Annotated in this window: 21 protein-coding genes; 10 read left to right on the top strand and 11 right to left on the bottom strand. The window is 62.6% G+C overall.

What is annotated here, in order from left to right:
• Nucleotides 1–33 precede the first annotated feature (33 nt).
• A complete protein-coding gene (recA, locus tag HU750_RS01765) occupies nucleotides 34–1101 on the top strand; it encodes a recombinase RecA (RefSeq protein WP_027595825.1) in 1068 nt (355 codons plus the stop codon).
• 21 nt (nucleotides 1102–1122) lie between these two features.
• Nucleotides 1123–1593, top strand: a complete 471-nt coding sequence (gene recX / locus HU750_RS01770) for a recombination regulator RecX (RefSeq protein WP_027595826.1) — start codon at nucleotides 1123–1125, stop codon at nucleotides 1591–1593.
• A 230-nt stretch (nucleotides 1594–1823) separates the two neighbouring features.
• On the opposite strand, the gene HU750_RS01775 is transcribed toward recX, so the two are convergent.
• Entirely contained in the window at nucleotides 1824–2942 is a 1119-nt protein-coding gene (locus tag HU750_RS01775; protein WP_085272753.1) for an LOG family protein, read from the bottom strand.
• Nucleotides 2943–3245: 303 nt separating this feature from the next.
• On the opposite strand from HU750_RS01775, the gene HU750_RS01780 reads away from it, so the two are divergent.
• Complete coding sequence (locus HU750_RS01780) at nucleotides 3246–3458, top strand: hypothetical protein (protein ID WP_085272754.1); 213 nt, start codon at nucleotides 3246–3248, stop codon at nucleotides 3456–3458.
• 2 nt (nucleotides 3459–3460) lie between these two features.
• Here HU750_RS01780 and HU750_RS01785 read toward each other — a convergent pair whose 3' ends face one another.
• Nucleotides 3461–3880 (bottom strand): quorum-sensing-regulated virulence factor family protein, encoded by a 420-nt coding sequence (locus HU750_RS01785; protein WP_027595829.1) that lies wholly within the window; start codon nucleotides 3878–3880, stop codon nucleotides 3461–3463.
• A gap of 217 nt (nucleotides 3881–4097) precedes the next feature.
• Between HU750_RS01785 and HU750_RS01790 the strand changes: the two genes are divergently transcribed.
• The 3 genes from HU750_RS01790 (at nucleotide 4098) to HU750_RS01800 (ending at nucleotide 6117) form a co-directional block, all read left to right on the top strand.
• The gene (locus HU750_RS01790; protein ID WP_186676075.1) at nucleotides 4098–4808 is read left to right on the top strand and encodes a tRNA-uridine aminocarboxypropyltransferase; all 711 of its coding nucleotides are present in this window, start codon (nucleotides 4098–4100) and stop codon (nucleotides 4806–4808) included.
• A gap of 222 nt (nucleotides 4809–5030) precedes the next feature.
• Nucleotides 5031–5681 (top strand): response regulator transcription factor ErdR, encoded by a 651-nt coding sequence (gene erdR / locus HU750_RS01795; RefSeq protein WP_027595831.1) that lies wholly within the window; start codon nucleotides 5031–5033, stop codon nucleotides 5679–5681.
• Between the two features lie 73 nt (nucleotides 5682–5754).
• A complete protein-coding gene (locus HU750_RS01800; protein WP_186676078.1) occupies nucleotides 5755–6117 on the top strand; it encodes a diacylglycerol kinase in 363 nt (120 codons plus the stop codon).
• Here the strand turns inward: HU750_RS01800 and finR are convergent.
• Nucleotides 6114–7040 carry a LysR family transcriptional regulator FinR gene (gene finR / locus HU750_RS01805; RefSeq protein ID WP_027595833.1) on the bottom strand — a complete coding sequence of 309 codons (927 nt, stop codon included), beginning with the start codon at nucleotides 7038–7040 and terminating at the stop codon, nucleotides 6114–6116. The two genes, HU750_RS01800 and finR, sit on opposite strands and share 4 nt — an antisense overlap.
• 120 nt (nucleotides 7041–7160) lie before the next feature.
• Between finR and fpr the strand changes: the two genes are divergently transcribed.
• A complete protein-coding gene (fpr, locus tag HU750_RS01810) occupies nucleotides 7161–7940 on the top strand; it encodes a ferredoxin-NADP reductase (RefSeq protein ID WP_016501130.1) in 780 nt (259 codons plus the stop codon).
• 142 nt (nucleotides 7941–8082) lie between these two features.
• Here fpr and HU750_RS01815 read toward each other — a convergent pair whose 3' ends face one another.
• Both HU750_RS01815 and HU750_RS01820 read right to left on the bottom strand, forming a co-directional pair.
• Nucleotides 8083–8577 carry a SprT family zinc-dependent metalloprotease gene (locus tag HU750_RS01815; protein ID WP_027595834.1) on the bottom strand — a complete coding sequence of 165 codons (495 nt, stop codon included), beginning with the start codon at nucleotides 8575–8577 and terminating at the stop codon, nucleotides 8083–8085.
• 139 nt (nucleotides 8578–8716) lie between these two features.
• Complete coding sequence (locus HU750_RS01820) at nucleotides 8717–9316, bottom strand: Yip1 family protein (RefSeq protein ID WP_027595835.1); 600 nt, start codon at nucleotides 9314–9316, stop codon at nucleotides 8717–8719.
• A gap of 262 nt (nucleotides 9317–9578) precedes the next feature.
• On the opposite strand from HU750_RS01820, the gene ttcA reads away from it, so the two are divergent.
• Nucleotides 9579–10403 (top strand): tRNA 2-thiocytidine(32) synthetase TtcA, encoded by an 825-nt coding sequence (ttcA, locus tag HU750_RS01825; protein ID WP_027595836.1) that lies wholly within the window; start codon nucleotides 9579–9581, stop codon nucleotides 10401–10403.
• 4 nt (nucleotides 10404–10407) lie between these two features.
• Nucleotides 10408–11079: a DNA-3-methyladenine glycosylase I gene (locus HU750_RS01830; RefSeq protein ID WP_099428499.1), complete on the top strand. Its 672-nt coding sequence runs from the start codon at nucleotides 10408–10410 to the stop codon at nucleotides 11077–11079.
• Between the two features lie 72 nt (nucleotides 11080–11151).
• Here the strand turns inward: HU750_RS01830 and HU750_RS01835 are convergent, their stop codons facing one another.
• The 3 genes from HU750_RS01835 to arsC are packed head-to-tail and all read right to left on the bottom strand — an operon-like array spanning nucleotide 11152 to nucleotide 12513.
• Complete coding sequence (locus HU750_RS01835; RefSeq protein WP_186676081.1) at nucleotides 11152–11565, bottom strand: DUF2069 domain-containing protein; 414 nt, start codon at nucleotides 11563–11565, stop codon at nucleotides 11152–11154.
• On the bottom strand, nucleotides 11558–12163 hold the full coding sequence (gene wrbA / locus HU750_RS01840) for an NAD(P)H:quinone oxidoreductase (protein WP_186676085.1): 606 nt from the start codon (nucleotides 12161–12163) through the stop codon (nucleotides 11558–11560). The genes HU750_RS01835 and wrbA overlap by 8 nt, the downstream gene beginning before the upstream one ends.
• On the bottom strand, nucleotides 12160–12513 hold the full coding sequence (gene arsC, locus HU750_RS01845; protein ID WP_027595840.1) for an arsenate reductase (glutaredoxin): 354 nt from the start codon (nucleotides 12511–12513) through the stop codon (nucleotides 12160–12162). The genes wrbA and arsC overlap by 4 nt, the downstream gene beginning before the upstream one ends.
• Nucleotides 12514–12598: 85 nt before the next feature.
• On the opposite strand from arsC, the gene HU750_RS01850 reads away from it, so the two are divergent.
• Complete coding sequence (locus tag HU750_RS01850) at nucleotides 12599–13063, top strand: TlpA disulfide reductase family protein (protein ID WP_027595841.1); 465 nt, start codon at nucleotides 12599–12601, stop codon at nucleotides 13061–13063.
• Between the two features lie 135 nt (nucleotides 13064–13198).
• On the opposite strand, the gene HU750_RS01855 is transcribed toward HU750_RS01850, so the two are convergent.
• Genes HU750_RS01855 through HU750_RS01865 form a run of 3 tightly spaced genes read right to left on the bottom strand, consistent with a single transcriptional unit; the run spans nucleotide 13199 to nucleotide 15058 of the window.
• A complete protein-coding gene (locus tag HU750_RS01855; RefSeq protein ID WP_186676090.1) occupies nucleotides 13199–13603 on the bottom strand; it encodes an META domain-containing protein in 405 nt (134 codons plus the stop codon).
• Entirely contained in the window at nucleotides 13600–14037 is a 438-nt protein-coding gene (locus HU750_RS01860) for a hypothetical protein (protein ID WP_027595843.1), read from the bottom strand. Before HU750_RS01860 ends, HU750_RS01855 begins: the two co-directional genes overlap by 4 nt.
• Nucleotides 14038–14068: 31 nt before the next feature.
• The gene (locus HU750_RS01865) at nucleotides 14069–15058 is read right to left on the bottom strand and encodes a 2-hydroxyacid dehydrogenase (protein ID WP_186676091.1); all 990 of its coding nucleotides are present in this window, start codon (nucleotides 15056–15058) and stop codon (nucleotides 14069–14071) included.
• Between the last annotated feature and the right edge of the window lie 54 nt (nucleotides 15059–15112).

Consider the following 15112-nt stretch of genomic DNA (forward strand, 5'->3'; position numbering starts at 1 on the left):
CATCAGGGCCAAGTCGAACACGTGAGGGTTTCAATGGACGACAACAAGAAACGCGCCTTGGCTGCGGCCCTGGGTCAGATCGAACGCCAATTCGGCAAAGGCGCAGTCATGCGCATGGGCGACCACGAGCGCACCGGCATCCCGGCTATCTCCACCGGTTCCCTGGGCCTGGACATCGCCCTCGGCATTGGCGGCCTGCCAAAAGGCCGTATCGTCGAAATCTACGGCCCGGAGTCCTCGGGTAAAACCACGCTGACCCTGTCGGTCATCGCCGAAGCCCAGAAGAATGGCGCCACCTGCGCCTTCGTCGACGCCGAGCATGCCCTTGACCCGGAATACGCCGGCAAGCTGGGCGTCAATGTCGACGACCTGCTGGTGTCGCAGCCAGACACCGGTGAGCAGGCGCTGGAAATCACCGACATGCTGGTGCGCTCCAACGCGGTCGACGTGATCATCGTCGACTCCGTGGCAGCCCTGGTGCCCAAGGCCGAGATCGAAGGCGAGATGGGTGACATGCACGTGGGCCTGCAGGCTCGTCTGATGTCCCAAGCGCTGCGCAAGATCACCGGTAACATCAAGAACGCCAACTGCCTGGTCATCTTCATCAACCAGATCCGTATGAAGATCGGCGTGATGTTCGGCAGCCCGGAAACCACCACCGGCGGTAACGCCCTGAAGTTCTACGCCTCTGTGCGCCTGGACATCCGCCGTACCGGCGCGGTCAAGGAAGGCGACGAAGTGGTCGGCAGCGAAACCCGCGTCAAGATCGTCAAGAACAAGGTCTCGCCGCCGTTCCGTCAGGCCGAGTTCCAGATCCTCTACGGCAAGGGTATCTACCGCAACGGCGAAATCATCGACCTGGGTGTTTCTCAGGGGCTGGTGGAGAAATCCGGTGCCTGGTACGCCTACCAGGGCAACAAGATTGGCCAAGGCAAAGCCAACGCCGCCAAGTACCTGGCTGAGAACCCGGCCATTGGTGCCGAGATCGAGAAGCAGATCCGCGAGAAGCTGCTCAAAGCCGGTGCTGCCGCCGAAGCGGGCAAGGCTGCCGCTGCCGAAGCCAGTGCCGACGACGTGGCTGATGCCGACGCCGGTTATTGATCACTGTTGTAGATAGCGACTATGTCCGCCGTACTCGACACCCCCGTCGCCATTCGGCGGACAGCCATGGACCTGCTCGCGCGACGCGAGCATGGTCGCGTCGAGCTGACGCGCAAACTGCGTCAGCGAGGCGCTCTGGATGAGATGATCGAGCCTGAGCTCGATCGGCTCGCCGAAGAAGGGCTGCTCAGCGAAGCCCGCTACCTTGAAAGCTTCATCAGGTACCGCTCCAATTCCGGCTATGGTCCTGCGCGTATACGCGAAGAACTGGGCCAGCGTGGCCTGGACCGTGGCGATATCGATCAGGCGTTACGGGAAAGCGGTGTGGATTGGGCACAGCGTTTGATGGATGTCTGGCAACGCAAGTTTGCCGGGCAACGCCCGCATGACCCCCGCAGCCGTGCCCAGCAAACCCGATTCCTTGCCTACCGTGGGTTCTCCCTGGAAATGATCGGCCGCCTGCTCAGTGGTCGGGATCTCGACGACTACTAAAACGGTGTGAGAGCCGGCTTCGCCGGTGAACGAGGGCACGCCAGTCCCCACAGGTGCGCCGCTAGACTTGGAGGTTACACAGTTCGGGTGGGAGCAACTGTCTTGCGCAATTTCTAAAAATTGACGCACGTGGGAGCGGGCTTGCCCCGCGAACACCGGCGAAGCCGGTGCCATGCACCGCGTAGCCCCATTCGCGGGACAAGCCCGCTCCCACAAGGTAGCTGTAAGCCTCAACTAACCTTCAACGCCTCCCTGGCCCGCTGAGTCGTGTGCATAGGCTGAGGCTTGGCCCAGTTCTCTGGCAGGTTGATAAAGTCCACCAGTTCGCGCAGGCGGCCCTGGTCGCGGCCGTTGAAGGCGAACGACAACCGAGTCAGATGGCTGAAATTACCCACCTCGTGTTCCGCGCCGCTGTCGGCGTGCTGGTGGTATTTGCCGCTCAGGCGCAAATCGGCGAAGCCCTCCTGGATGTCGTACAGCGCCGCCTCGCTGAGCGGGTGATGCATGCGGATCACGAATTGGTTTTTCAGCCAGCGGCTGGAGTGGTAGTTGCTGTAGAACTGGTTGATTTCCTCCACCGCCTCATCGGCGCTGTGCACCAGGCGCACCAGCTTGAGGTCGCTGGGCAGGATGTAGCGGTTTTCTTCGAGCTGACGGCTGATGAAATCGAGGCAGTCGCGCCAGAAGGTGCCCCCGGGTGAGTCAAGCAACACCACCGGCACCAGCGGGCTCTTGCCGGTCTGTATCAGCGTGAGCACTTCGAGTGCTTCATCCAGCGTGCCGAAGCCGCCAGGGCAGAGCACCAGCCCATCAGCCTCCTTGACGAAGAACAACTTGCGAATGAAGAAGAAGTGGAACGGCAGCAGTTTGTCGGTGCCGTCCACCGTGGGGTTGGCATGCTGTTCAAAGGGCAGGGTGATGTTGAAGCCCAGGCTGTGATCGCTGCCGGCCCCTTCATGCGCCGCCGCCATGATGCCGCCGCCAGCGCCGGTGATGACCATCAGGTCGGAGCGTGCCAGGGTGGCGCCCAGTTCACGGGCCAAGGCGTACATCGGGTGTTCCAGCGGGGTTCGGGCCGAGCCGAACACCGTGACCTTGCGACGGCCCTTGTAGCGCTCCAGGGCGCGGAATGAATGATCAAGCTCGCGCAGCGCCTGCAGGGTGATCTTGGCGCTCCAGCGATCCGTGTCGTCGTGGGCCATGCGCAGGATGGTCAGCATCATGTCCCGGTACAGCGGCAAGTTGGGGCTGTTTGGTGCAACCAGTTGCAGCTGTTCGTCAATCTTGCTCAGGTCGATGTTGTTGTCCCTGAAGTGATTGAACAACAGCTCGTTGGGTTGGTAAGGCATTCAACGTCTCCTTCTGCAGCAAAACCTCTGACCGGGTCGATGGTGTGTCCCGGCCGCGACACTGCGTGCGTCGCTGGCTGCTCAGGCTCGAGTGTGTATCCCGAGCGTTGCAGTAGGCCTTCAAGGCCATGGTGCAGTGGCAAAAATCCATCTGGGCGTTTTTGGCGCTCTCGCTATCAATCTAGACCGTTGCGCCTGATCGTGCCGAAGTGATGGCGAACGCCGCTCGTCGGCGCGCAGCCTATGGGGGTGAGGGTTTGATTAACTGGGAAAGCGAATCGTATCGATGCAGGAGGTGGCGGTATGCATCGCTTGACCATCGAAGTGGACCGGCAGTTGTATCAGCAGCTGGAACATGCAGCTCAGGTGCATCACCTGAGCCTTGAGGCAGAGTGCCGTCGAAGGCTTTCGGGGCTGGAGTGCCAGTCACGCTACCTGCAAGCGCTTCTGGCAGAGTTGCGCGCCGATGCCGAGGAGGAGCAGTGGCGCGCCCCTGATGACCACCCCGTGGTCTAGGTTTACTTCTTCTTGCTGCCAGCGACGCAGCTGGCGGCGTCAAATGCCTGGTCCATGACTGGCTGGTTGGTCTTGTAGACCGTGAAGCGATAGACCATGACGGCGCCCTTGGACATCAAGTTGCGGAAGCCGCTGTTACGGCAGACGCTGTCGCCCAACTGGCTGCGTACTTGCTCGGGGTTTGCCTGCATGCGCTCGGCGTGGCTCTGGCGCACGCTCAGGTGGTTGACCAGCGCCTTGCCTTCGACGGTATAACCCTGGTCGAGGATGTCTTCGTTGATGGCGCGCGGCGTGCCGACGCTGCTTTCCGTAGCGACCTTCTGCAGCATCTTGTTCAGGTCGTAGTCCTGTTTGGACGCCGCCTGGGCCGCCAGGGGCAGGGTGAGCAAAAGGCTCAGGGTCGGGACGATAAGACGCAGCATGTATCTCTCCTGGTTCAATGACTGGCGGTTTGACATGCGCCGGCAGGTGGCGTTCCCTGATGCGCGCTTTTGCGCGCGTCAGGCTCGCCAAAGTGTCGATTATAAGGGGCCAGCCCGTCCCGCTGCACGGCAAATGACGCCTGCTCTGGTAGACTTGCGTTTTGTGTATCCGAGCCGTCGCAGTGTGCATTTTCAACCTGTTCAAAGGCCTGCCAGCATGAGCCACGCGGTAGCGCGCTTGCGCGCCGAACGCCTGGCCCGCAGCAACAAGCCGTTCATTGCCCGTGGTTCACGGGCCGTCCGTTGCCCGCATTGCCGGGTCATTGCCAGCCATTGCCTGTGCGCCTGGAAGCCCCGGGTGCCGGCGGAGTCGGGCGTGTGCCTGCTGATGCACGACACCGAGCCACTGAAGCCGACCAACACCGGTTGGCTGATCGCCGACCTGGTCGAGGACACCTCGGCCTTCGGCTGGCAGCGTACTGCGGTGGACGACAACCTGCTGGCGCTGCTCGAACAGCCCCACTGGCAGCCCTATATCGTCTTCCCTGGCGAGTTCGTTGCCCAGGAGCGGGTGGTCAACGAGGTGGTGCGCGAACCCGGCAAGCGGCCGTTGTTCATCCTGCTCGACGCCACCTGGACCGAGGCGCGCAAGATGTTCCGCAAGAGCCCCTACCTGGACCGCTTCCCGGTGTTGAGCCTGGAGGCCGAGCAGATGTCGCGCTACCGCCTGCGCCGTTCCAAACGTGACGATCACTTCTGCACGGCGGAAGTGGCGGCCATGTGCCTGGAGCTGGCCGGCGACCAGCGCGCCTCCCAGGCCCTGGACGCTTACCTGGACGTGTTCAGCCTGCACTACCTGAGCGCTAAGCGGCATTTGCCGCTGGATGAACAGGACGACGCGCATCAGCGTTTGCATACCTTCCTATAGTCCAAGGGGCAGTCGGGCCGGTTTGGTTCATAATGTCGGGGCTGGCAGCCAGGGTGGGCGAGTGCGGCAGGGCAATTGGCTTGACCACCCCGACCGTGCTCGGCATCCTTGGCGCCGATTCGGGCACGCCGAAGGTGCCGTTACCCCGGACTTCGCCGTGCCTTTCCGCCAAGCGCCCTTACTACCCCGCAGCGCCTGGCACAGAACAGGATCCTTAGATCGATGGCCACTTACGAAATCCTGATTGCCGATGACCACCCACTGTTTCGTGGCGCCCTGCGCCAGGCTGTTACCCTCGGCCTTGGCGCCGATGTACGCTTGGTTGAAGTGGCGAGCATTGCCGAACTGGAAACCCGACTGAGCGAAAAAGCCGACTGGGATCTGGTCCTGCTGGACCTGAACATGCCGGGCGCCTACGGGTTCTCCGGGCTGGTCCTGCTGCGTGGGCAATACCCGCAGATCCCCGTGGTCATGGTGTCGGCGCAGGAAGAGGCCGCCGTCGTGGTGAAGTCCCGCGAGTTTGGTGCCAGTGGTTTCATTCCCAAATCCAGCCCGCTGGAAGTGATTCAGGACGCCGTGCGCAAGGTGTTGGACGGTGAGGTCTGGTGGCCGCCGCAAGCCTTCGAGAAAGTCGACGTTTCGGCTGAAGCCAAAGCGGCCAGCGAAGGGCTGGCCAGCCTCACGCCGCAGCAGTTCCGCGTGCTGACCATGGTCTGCGAAGGTTTGCTGAACAAGCAGATCGCCTATGAGCTGAGTGTCTCGGAGGCCACCATCAAGGCCCACGTGACGGCGATTTTCCGCAAGCTGGGCGTGCGCACCCGCACCCAGGCGGCCTTGCTTCTGCAACAACTTGAATCGGTTGCAAGCCACTAACTGGCTGCTTCTTCACGCTTTTTTGACCCCAGCTGGACTAGTCTGCCGGCCTTTCATCGGTGAAGTGACGCACATGTCGCCATTCAAAGGCCAGACCGGCCTCAAACGTATCTTCAACGCCGCCGGCTATTCGCTGGACGGCTTGCGCGTCGCCTTCAAGGGCGAGGCCGCGTTCCGTCAGCTGGTACTGCTCAATGTGCTGCTGATCCCGACCGCCTTCTGGCTGCCGGTCAGCCGCGCGGAGCGGGCGATCATGATCGCGGTGTGCCTGCTGGGCTTGATCGTCGAGCTTTTCAACTCGGCGGTAGAGGCTGCCATCGACCGTATTTCGCTTGAGCGTCACCCCTTGTCGAAAAACGCCAAGGACATGGGCAGCGCCGCGCAGTTGGTGGCGCTCACCATGGTTGCGCTGGTCTGGGGCGTGATTCTGCTCTAGGCAATAGGCGGTAGCACAATCTCATCACTGCGGGTGAAGCCCGCGGTGAAGTTGCGGCATAGCTCCAGAAACTCGCGCATGGCCGAGGTCTGGTACTTCTGCTTGTGCCAAATGAAATAGAACTGACGCATCAGGTCCAGCTCCGGGGTTTCGACCGGTACCAGGCTGCCGCGGCGGAAGGCATCGCGCAGGGCCAGGCGCGAAATGCAGCCGATGCCCAGGCCAGATTCCACTGCACGCTTGATGGCCTCGGTGTGTTCGAGCTCCAGGCGAATGTTGAGGTTGGCGCGGTGGTGGCGCATGGCTTGGTCAAAGGTCAGGCGCGTGCCGGAGCCTTGCTCGCGAAGGATCCAGGCCTCCTGCGACAACGTCTGAATGTTCGCGCTGCCCAGCGTTGCCAGTGGGTGCTGGGGCGCGCAGAACACGACCAGCTCGTCTTCGACCCAAGGCTGAACCTCCAGGTCCGGGTGGTTGCAATCACCTTCGATCAGACCCAGATCAATTTCGTAATGGGCGACCTGTTGCACAATATGCGCAGTGTTCTGCACATGCAGCTTGACCTGGCTTTCCGGGTGCACCTGCATGAAGCTGCCGATCAGCAGGGTCGCCAGGTAGTTGCCGATGGTCAGCGTGGCGCCCACCGCCAGCGAGCCGAAGGCGGACTTGCCGTTGAGCAGGTCTTCGATTTCCTTGGCCTGGTCGAGCAGGGCGACAGCCTGTGGCAGCAGCTGATGGCCCAGGGCGTTCAGGCTCAGGCGTTTACCGGCGCGATCGAACAGCTGGCAGCTGGATTGGCGCTCGAGTTCGGTGATGGACGTGCTGGCGGCCGACTGCGAGAGCGCAAGCAGGCCAGCGGCCCGAGAGACGCTTTGATGCTGGGCTACGGCGACGAACACCTGAAGCTGACGGAGAGTGAATCGCATATCTATATAACCGATAACACATATCTTGATAATTCAGTTAACAGATATTGTCGCTGCCCCTAAACTATCGCGCAACTGCGCGTCTTGCGCGCGCTGCGTCTTTCTTCAGGAGCCCCATCGATGAGCAACATGAACCACGAACGTGTCCTCAGTGTGCACCACTGGAACGACACCCTGTTCAGCTTCAAGTGCACCCGTGATCCGGGCCTGCGCTTCGAGAACGGTCAGTTCGTGATGATCGGCCTGCAGCAGGAAAGCGGCCGCCCGCTCATGCGCGCCTATTCCATCGCCTCGCCGAACTGGGAAGAACACCTGGAATTCTTCAGCATCAAGGTGCCGGACGGCCCGCTGACTTCCCAGTTGCAGCACCTGAAGGAAGGCGACGAGATCATCATCAGCAAGAAGCCTACCGGCACCCTGGTCCTCGACGACCTGAACCCGGGCAAGCACCTGTACCTGCTGAGCACCGGCACTGGCCTGGCGCCGTTCATGAGCGTCATCCAGGACCCGGAAACCTACGAGCGCTTCGAAAAAGTGATCCTCGTTCACGGCGTGCGTTACGTGAACGAAGTGGCCTATCGCGAGTTCATCACCGAGCACCTGCCGCAGAACGAGTTCTTCGGTGAGTCGGTGCGTGACAAGCTGATCTACTACCCGACCGTGACCCGCGAGCCGTTCGAGAACCAGGGCCGCCTGACCGACCTGATGCGCAGCGGCAAGCTGTTCAGCGACATCGGCCTGCCGCCGATCAACCCGCAGGATGACCGTGCGATGATCTGCGGTAGCCCAAGCATGCTGGACGAAACCAGCGAAGTGCTCGACAGCTTCGGCCTGAAAGTCTCTGCCCGCATGCGCGAGCCGGGTGACTACCTGATCGAGCGCGCCTTCGTCGAGAAGTAACCCGCCATTAAGGTTCATCAGCTGGAATTGGGGCTGCTGCGCAGCCCATCGCAGGCAAGCCAGCTCCTACAGGATCGCACATACCTGTAGGAGCTGGCTTGCCTGCGATGGGCCGCGCAGCGGCCCCCTTGGCCTGTCTGGCCTATTCGACACGCGTCTCGCCGCTGTATTCCAATATCGCCCGACACCGCCTGCACAGGTAGCGCCGCCCCTGGCGCACCAGCTTGTGCCGCTGCGCAGTAAACGGAAAGTCGCTCTGCGGGCAGGGGCAGCGGTAGATGTAGCGCGTGACCACCCGCCGTTGCACTGCGTAGTTATGGCAGCGGTTGGGCGGCAATTCATACACCCCGCGCATGATCAATTGCCATTCCTCGCCATGGGCCTGGATGCGCTCGCCAAACAGTTGGTGAGCCACCAGGTGCGCCACCTCGTGGGCCACGGTCTGGCGCAGGAAGTCCTCTTGGTTTTCGCGGTACAACTGCAGGTTGAAGCGCAGCAGGTTCTCGTGCAGGTGAGCGACGCCGGCCTTCTGGCCGCGCAGCTTGAAGCTGATTTCCGGGCGCGGGAAGGGGCGTTTGAAGAAGGTTTCGGCTTGCTGGTAACAGGTTTCGACGCGTTGTTTGAGCAGCTCGGGCATGGCGGGGTAATTCTCCTGACCAGGCATTATGCCGCAAGCCCTGGCGGCTTGCCGAGCCACCGGTCAGCACACAGCCAGAAGCCGCCTTGCGGCGGCCTCTGACTTGATGCCCCAGTGTTGGTTCTGTGTAGTTATCGCGCTAGTTGGTATAGACGGGCCCCACGCCCAGTCCCCAGATGATCACGGTAGCGGCCATGATCGCTACCAGCACCACAAGGCCCACCGCCAGCACCGAGCTGGAAAACAGGAAGCCTTCATCGGACGGAATGTTCATGAACGTCGGCAAGCCGACATACAGCAGGTACACGGTATAACAAATGGCTGCAGTGCCGATCAGCATGCCCAGCCACAGGTGCGGGTAAAGGGCTGCCAAGCCGCCAAGGAACAACGGGGTGGCGGTGTAGGTGGCAAAGGCAATGCACTGCGCCATGGAGGGGTTGGCATCGTAGGTGCGGGCCATCCAGTGGATGAACGCGCCCATCACCGCCACCCCGGCGAGCATCGCCAGGTAGGACATGATGCTCATCCAGATTGCGCTTTCCATGGTCAGCATCACTGCCGGCCGGTCGCCAATCACCCAGCCCACCTGGGTAGTACCGATGAATGCGGAAACGGCAGGGATCGCCGCCAGGATCAAGGTGTGCGTCAGGTACATGTGGCTGATGGTTTCTTCTTCGCCACGAATCTCCCGCCACTCCTGATCGGGATGGGTAAACAGCCCCACAACGTGATGAATCATGCCGATCACTCCTCTCAATGTTGCCAAACGCCCCCCAGATGGAGCGCAAGCGGCCCGAGGCCCGAACACCGATGCAAGCGGTAATATGGCCTTATGTCGCAGTATAGGAAGCGGTTACCGGCACAAACCGTGCTTTTTAGAGCAAATTGCGCTGTCAGGCGTGCTGTTGATTACAACGAAGTCTTTATCGGAATGCCTACAGCGCCGCGTAGTTTGTGCGTAAAATAGCCGGCTTTTGTCACACCTCGCGGATCCAAGCGCTATGGGCACCCTCTCGGTCAACCAGAACAAACTGCAAAAACGCCTGCGTCGTCTCGCCGGCGAAGCCATCACCGACTTCAACATGATCGAGGATGGCGACAAGGTCATGGTCTGCCTGTCCGGCGGCAAGGACAGCTACACCATGCTCGACGTTCTGTTGCACCTGCAGAAGGTGGCACCGATCAAGTTCGAGATCGTGGCGGTGAACATGGACCAGAAGCAGCCGGGCTTCCCCGAGCACGTGCTGCCGGCCTACCTCAAGGAGTTGGGCGTCGAGTACCACATCGTCGAGAAAGACACCTACTCGGTGGTCAAGGAACTGGTGCCCGAGGGCAAGACCACCTGCTCGCTGTGCTCGCGCCTGCGCCGTGGCACCCTGTACACCTTCGCCGACGAAATCGGCGCGACCAAGATGGCCCTGGGGCACCACCGCGACGACATCGTCGAGACGTTCTTCCTCAACATGTTCTTCAACGGCTCGCTCAAGGGCATGCCGCCCAAGCTGCGTGCCGACGATGGCCGTAACGTGGTGATTCGCCCGTTGGCCTACTGCAGCGAGAAGGACATCCAGGCCTACTCGGACATGCGTGAATTCCCGATCATCCCGTGCAACCTGTGCGGCTCGCAAGAGAACCTGCAGCGCCAGGTGGTCAAGGACATGCTGGTGGAGTGGGAGCGCAAACACCCGGGCCGTACCGAGAGCATCTTCCGCGCGCTGCAGAACGTCGCGCCGTCGCAGTTGGCAGACCGCAACCTGTTCGACTTCACCAGCCTGAAGATCGACGAAAACGCCACGCCGCGTTTCCTCGATGTGCTGAACATCTGACCCCATGCGCGATTATCAGTGGCTGCATGAGTACTGCCTGAACCGCTTCGGCTCGGCCCAGGCCCTCGAGGCCTTTCTGCCGCAGCCACGCACGCCTGCGCAACTGCGCGACATCAGCGACGACCGCTACCTGTCGACCCTGGCCCTGCGTGTGTTCCGCGCCGGGCTCAAGCACAGCCTGGTAGATGCCAAGTGGCCGGCGTTCGAGCAGGTGTTCTTCGGTTTCGACCCGGAGAAAGTGGTGCTGATGAGCGCCGAGCACTTGGAGCGGTTGATGCAGGACGAGCGCATCATCCGCCACTTGGGCAAGCTCAAGAGCGTGCCGCGCAATGCGCAGATGGTGCTGGATGTGGCGAAGGAAAAGGGCAGTTTCGGTGCGTTCATCGCCGATTGGCCGGTGACCGATATCGTCGGCCTGTGGAAGTACCTGGCCAAGCATGGCAACCAGCTGGGTGGCCTATCGGCGCCGCGGTTCTTGCGCATGGTCGGCAAGGACACGTTTATCCCGACCGAGGATATGGCGGCAGCGTTGATTGCGCAAAAAGTGATCGACAAACAGCCGACCAGCCAGCGTGACCTGGCGTTGGTGCAGCAGGCGTTCAACCAGTGGCATGCCGAGAGTGGGCGACCCCTGTGCCAGCTTTCGGTGATGCTGGCGCATACCGTCAACCACTGAGATTGTCGGGGCGACGCGGTCTCTGTGGGAGCGGGCTTGTCCCGCGAAGGGGCTGCAAAGCAGCCCCCTGAATCAACTCCCTTCGCCCGCCATGCGCCGCTCATGCTGGAACTTCCAGCGCACAAACAGCAGCGCGCTGATGAACAACCCCAGGCTTACCACCACCTCGACCCAGCCAAACAGCGCCCGTGCCGGGTCGAACGCCGCCAGCACGCCCTTGATGAAATAGATATTCACCACAAAGCAGGCCCAGGCATGCGCCCGGGCGCTGCCCTTCAGCATGCCCGGCAGCAGCAACAGCAGCGGCACCAGTTCGATCGCCAGAATCACTTCGACGCGCGCCCCGTGCAGGTTGGCGAACCACAGGTTGTTCACCACCAGCAACGCGATCAGGCCAAAGAAAAACGCCAGGCTCAGTGCCCGCGTCAGGCGCAGGCGCGGTGCCAGCCATTGCAGCGGCGGCAACACCTTGGGCTTTTTAGCCACGCGCGGCCTCCAGGGCCTTGGCGGTGCTCGCCAGGCGTTGGCCGAGGGCACGGCACAGGGTGATTTCGTGGGGGTCGAGCTCGCGCTTGCCATCGGCGCCGGCGTGGTGGCTGGCGCCATACGGTGTGCCGCCGCCGCGGGTTTCGAGCAAGGCCGATTCGCTGTAGGGCAGGCCCATCACCAGCATGCCGTGGTGCATCAGCGGCAGCATCATCGACAGCAGGGTGGTTTCCTGGCCACCATGCAGGCTGGCGGTGGAGGTGAACACTCCGGCGGGCTTGCCCACCAGTTCGCCACCCAGCCACAGGCTGCTGGTGCCGTCGAGGAAGTACTTGAGGGGCGCGGCCATGTTGCCGAAGCGGGTCGGGCTGCCCAGCACCAGGCCGGCGCAATGGCGCAGCTCGTCGAGGGTGGCGTACAGCGCGCCACTGGCCGGGATGTCCGGGGCCACAGCTTCGCACTCAGTGGAAATCGCCGGCACGGTGCGCAGGCGCGCCTCCATACCGGCCATCTCGACACCGCGGGCAATGTGCCGGGCCATTTCGCTGGTGGCGCCATGGCGGCTGTAATACAAAACCAGGATGAAGGGCTGGCTCACGGCAGGATCTCCAGCACCTTCTCGGGAGGGCGGCCAATCACGGCTTTATCGCCGGCCACCAGAATCGGCCGCTCGATCAGCTTGGGGTGTTGGGCCATGGCGTCGATCAATTGCGCGTCGGTCAGGGCCGGGTTGGCCAGGTTCAGGTCTTTGTATTCGTCTTCGCCGGTGCGCAGCAGCTGGCGCGGGGCGATGCCCAGCTTGCCGAGCAGGGCCGTCAGGGTGGCGGTGTCTGGCGGGGTTTCGAGGTAGCGCACGATGGTCGGCGCCAGGCCGCGTGCTTCGAGCAGTTCCAGCGCGCCGCGGGATTTCGAGCAGCGCGGGTTATGATAGAGCGTCAGGTCAGTCATGTCGGGTCGCATCCAGCTGGGTGTGGCGGCTATTCTAACCGCAGCGACTGAACCATTTGCTTGAAACTTCGAGAAGGATTGACCCATGGCAAGGCGTTTGGCAGCAGTACTGGCCATCACCGCGGGCCTGTTGCTCGGTGGTTGCGGTGCCGACTACGGCGTGGACCAACACGGCAATACGGTAAAGGCCGAGCAGATCGAGGGGCACTGGGTAGTGCTCAACTATTGGGCCGAATGGTGCGGACCGTGCCGTACCGAAATCCCTGAGTTGAATGCGGCGGCCAAGCAATGGGCGGCCGAGGGGATCAAGGTGGTCGGGGTGAACTTCGATGGCTTGCAGGGCCAGGACCTTAAGCAGGCGGCGGACACCCTGGGCATCGGCTTTACCGTGCTGGCGCAGGACCCGGCCGAGCGTTACGAGCTGCCCCGCAGCGAGGCGCTGCCGGTGACCTACATCATCGATGACAAGGGCAAGGTGCGTGAGCAACTGATGGGTGAGCAGACCCTGGAAGGGCTGCAGGCCAAGATCAAGGCCCTGAAGGGCGCATGATGCCAGTTGGGGCTGCTTTGCAGCCCTTCGCGGCACAAGGCCGCTCCTACAGGTGACCGCGTCATCCCAGCGTACGCGGTTACCTGTAGGAGCGGCCTTGTGCCGCGAAGGGCCGCAGAGCGGCCCCGGCAGTCCTCAACCTTCTTCAGGCCAGAACCGCAGCGGCTTGCCCTCGGCCGGCCAGAAGCGTATCTGCTCCACGGGCGAGACATCCCAGCGTTGTACCGTCTCCAGCGCCTGCAGGAAGCGTTTTTCCTGTTCCATCAATGCCGGCGCGCACAGCTTGCGGGTCTTGCCGACCTTGCCGAAGCTCAGGTGCTTGCCTTCCAGCGTATACGGGGCAAACCAATGGTTGCAGCCGCCATTGCCATAAGCGCGGCCATCGCTGGCCAGGGTCAGGGTAAGGTGGCTGTAATCGATCAGCGGGCGTTCGCCAATCCACTCCAGTACATAGCTGCGCTCCTGCTGCAGCTTTGACGGTTGCGCGGCGCAGCCGAGCAGGCCGGTGGCAATCAGCACGCCGGTCAGCAGCTTTTTCACTCAGCGCTCTCCTGGCAACGCGGGCACAGGTGCTTCTCGCCACGGCTGGCCCAGCCCAGCTCCGCGATACGGGCGCTGGCCGCCGGCTGGCGGGCTTTTTTGCCCAGCTTGGCATCGACTGCGAACTCGAAGTCCAGCACGGCGTCGCACTGGTCGCACTCGACCTGCCAGGTGAGGATTTCCAGTTCGCTGAACACCGGGCCGCTGGCCACGGCAACCCACTGGCCGCGCGGGTTGATCAGGTGACGCACGCTTTCCACGGTCAGTCGCATGGACAAGTCCTTGCTGCCCTTGAGGGTCACCAACAGCGTGTCGCCCTTGTGCATCGAACCGCCGTTGCCGGTCACCTGATAGCGGCCGGGTACCAGGGCGCGGCACTCGATCAGGGTGTGTTGCGGGTTGAAAAGGGTGTAGCGGAAATCGTGCTCGACCATGGGTCCTCCAGAAATGCCGCGTATCCTAGCATTAACCCGATACCAGATTCTGGGGTTTGCCTGCCATCCAGCGGTTGATGTTGTCCAGCGTGGTGGCGGCGATGGCGTCCAGCGCCTCGCGGGTGAGGAAGGCCTGGTGGGCGGTGATGATCACGTTAGGGAAGGTCAGCAGCCGGGCCAGCACATCGTCTTGCAAAGGCTGGTCGGAGCGGTCCTCGAAAAACAGTTGGGCCTCTTCTTCGTAGACGTCCAGGCCCAGGTAGCCCAGCTGGCCGCACTTGAGTGCGTCGATCAATGCCGGGGTGTCGACCAGGGCGCCGCGGCCGGTGTTGATCAGCATGGCGCCAGGTTGCAGTTGAGCCAGGCTTTGCGCATTGATCAGGTGCCGGGTGTGCTCGGTCAGCGGGCAATGCAGGCTGATGATGCGCGCCTCGCGCAGCAACTCGGGCAGGGGCAGGTAGCGGGCGCCAAGGGCCAGCAGGTCTGGGTTGGGGTAGGGGTCGTAGGCCAGCAACTGGCAGCCGAAGCCGGCCATGATGCGGGCGAACGCAGCGCCGATCTGGCCGGTGCCGACCACCCCGACGGTTTTGCCGTGCAGGTCGAAGCCGGTCAGGCCATGCAGGGTGAAATCACCTTCGCGGGTGCGGTTGTAAGCCCGGTGCAGGCGCCGGTTGAGGGCGAGGATCAGCGCCACGGCGTGCTCGGCCACCGCGTGTGGCGAGTAGGCTGGCACCCGCACCACGGCCAGGCCCAGGCGCTGGGCGGCCGCCAGGTCGACATGGTTATAGCCCGCCGAACGCAGGGCGATCAGGCGCGTGCCGCCTGCGGCCAGGCGCGCCATTACCTGGGCGTCGAGCTCATCGTTGATGAAGGCGCAGACAACCTCGTAACCGCTGGCGAGGGGCGCGGTGTCCAGGGTCAGGCGGGCGGGCTGGAAGTGCAACTCCAGGGCAGTGCCGGCAGCGGCCTGGGTGAAGCTTTCCTGGTCGTAGTGCTGGCTGCTGAACAACAGGGCGCGCATGGTCGGGCTTCCTTTGCGAATGTCTGGGGATTGTAGCTGGCCGTCCTGTGTGGC

The organism is Pseudomonas sp. SWRI50, assembly GCF_014269095.1.
GTDB lineage: Bacteria > Pseudomonadota > Gammaproteobacteria > Pseudomonadales > Pseudomonadaceae > Aquipseudomonas > Aquipseudomonas kermanshahensis.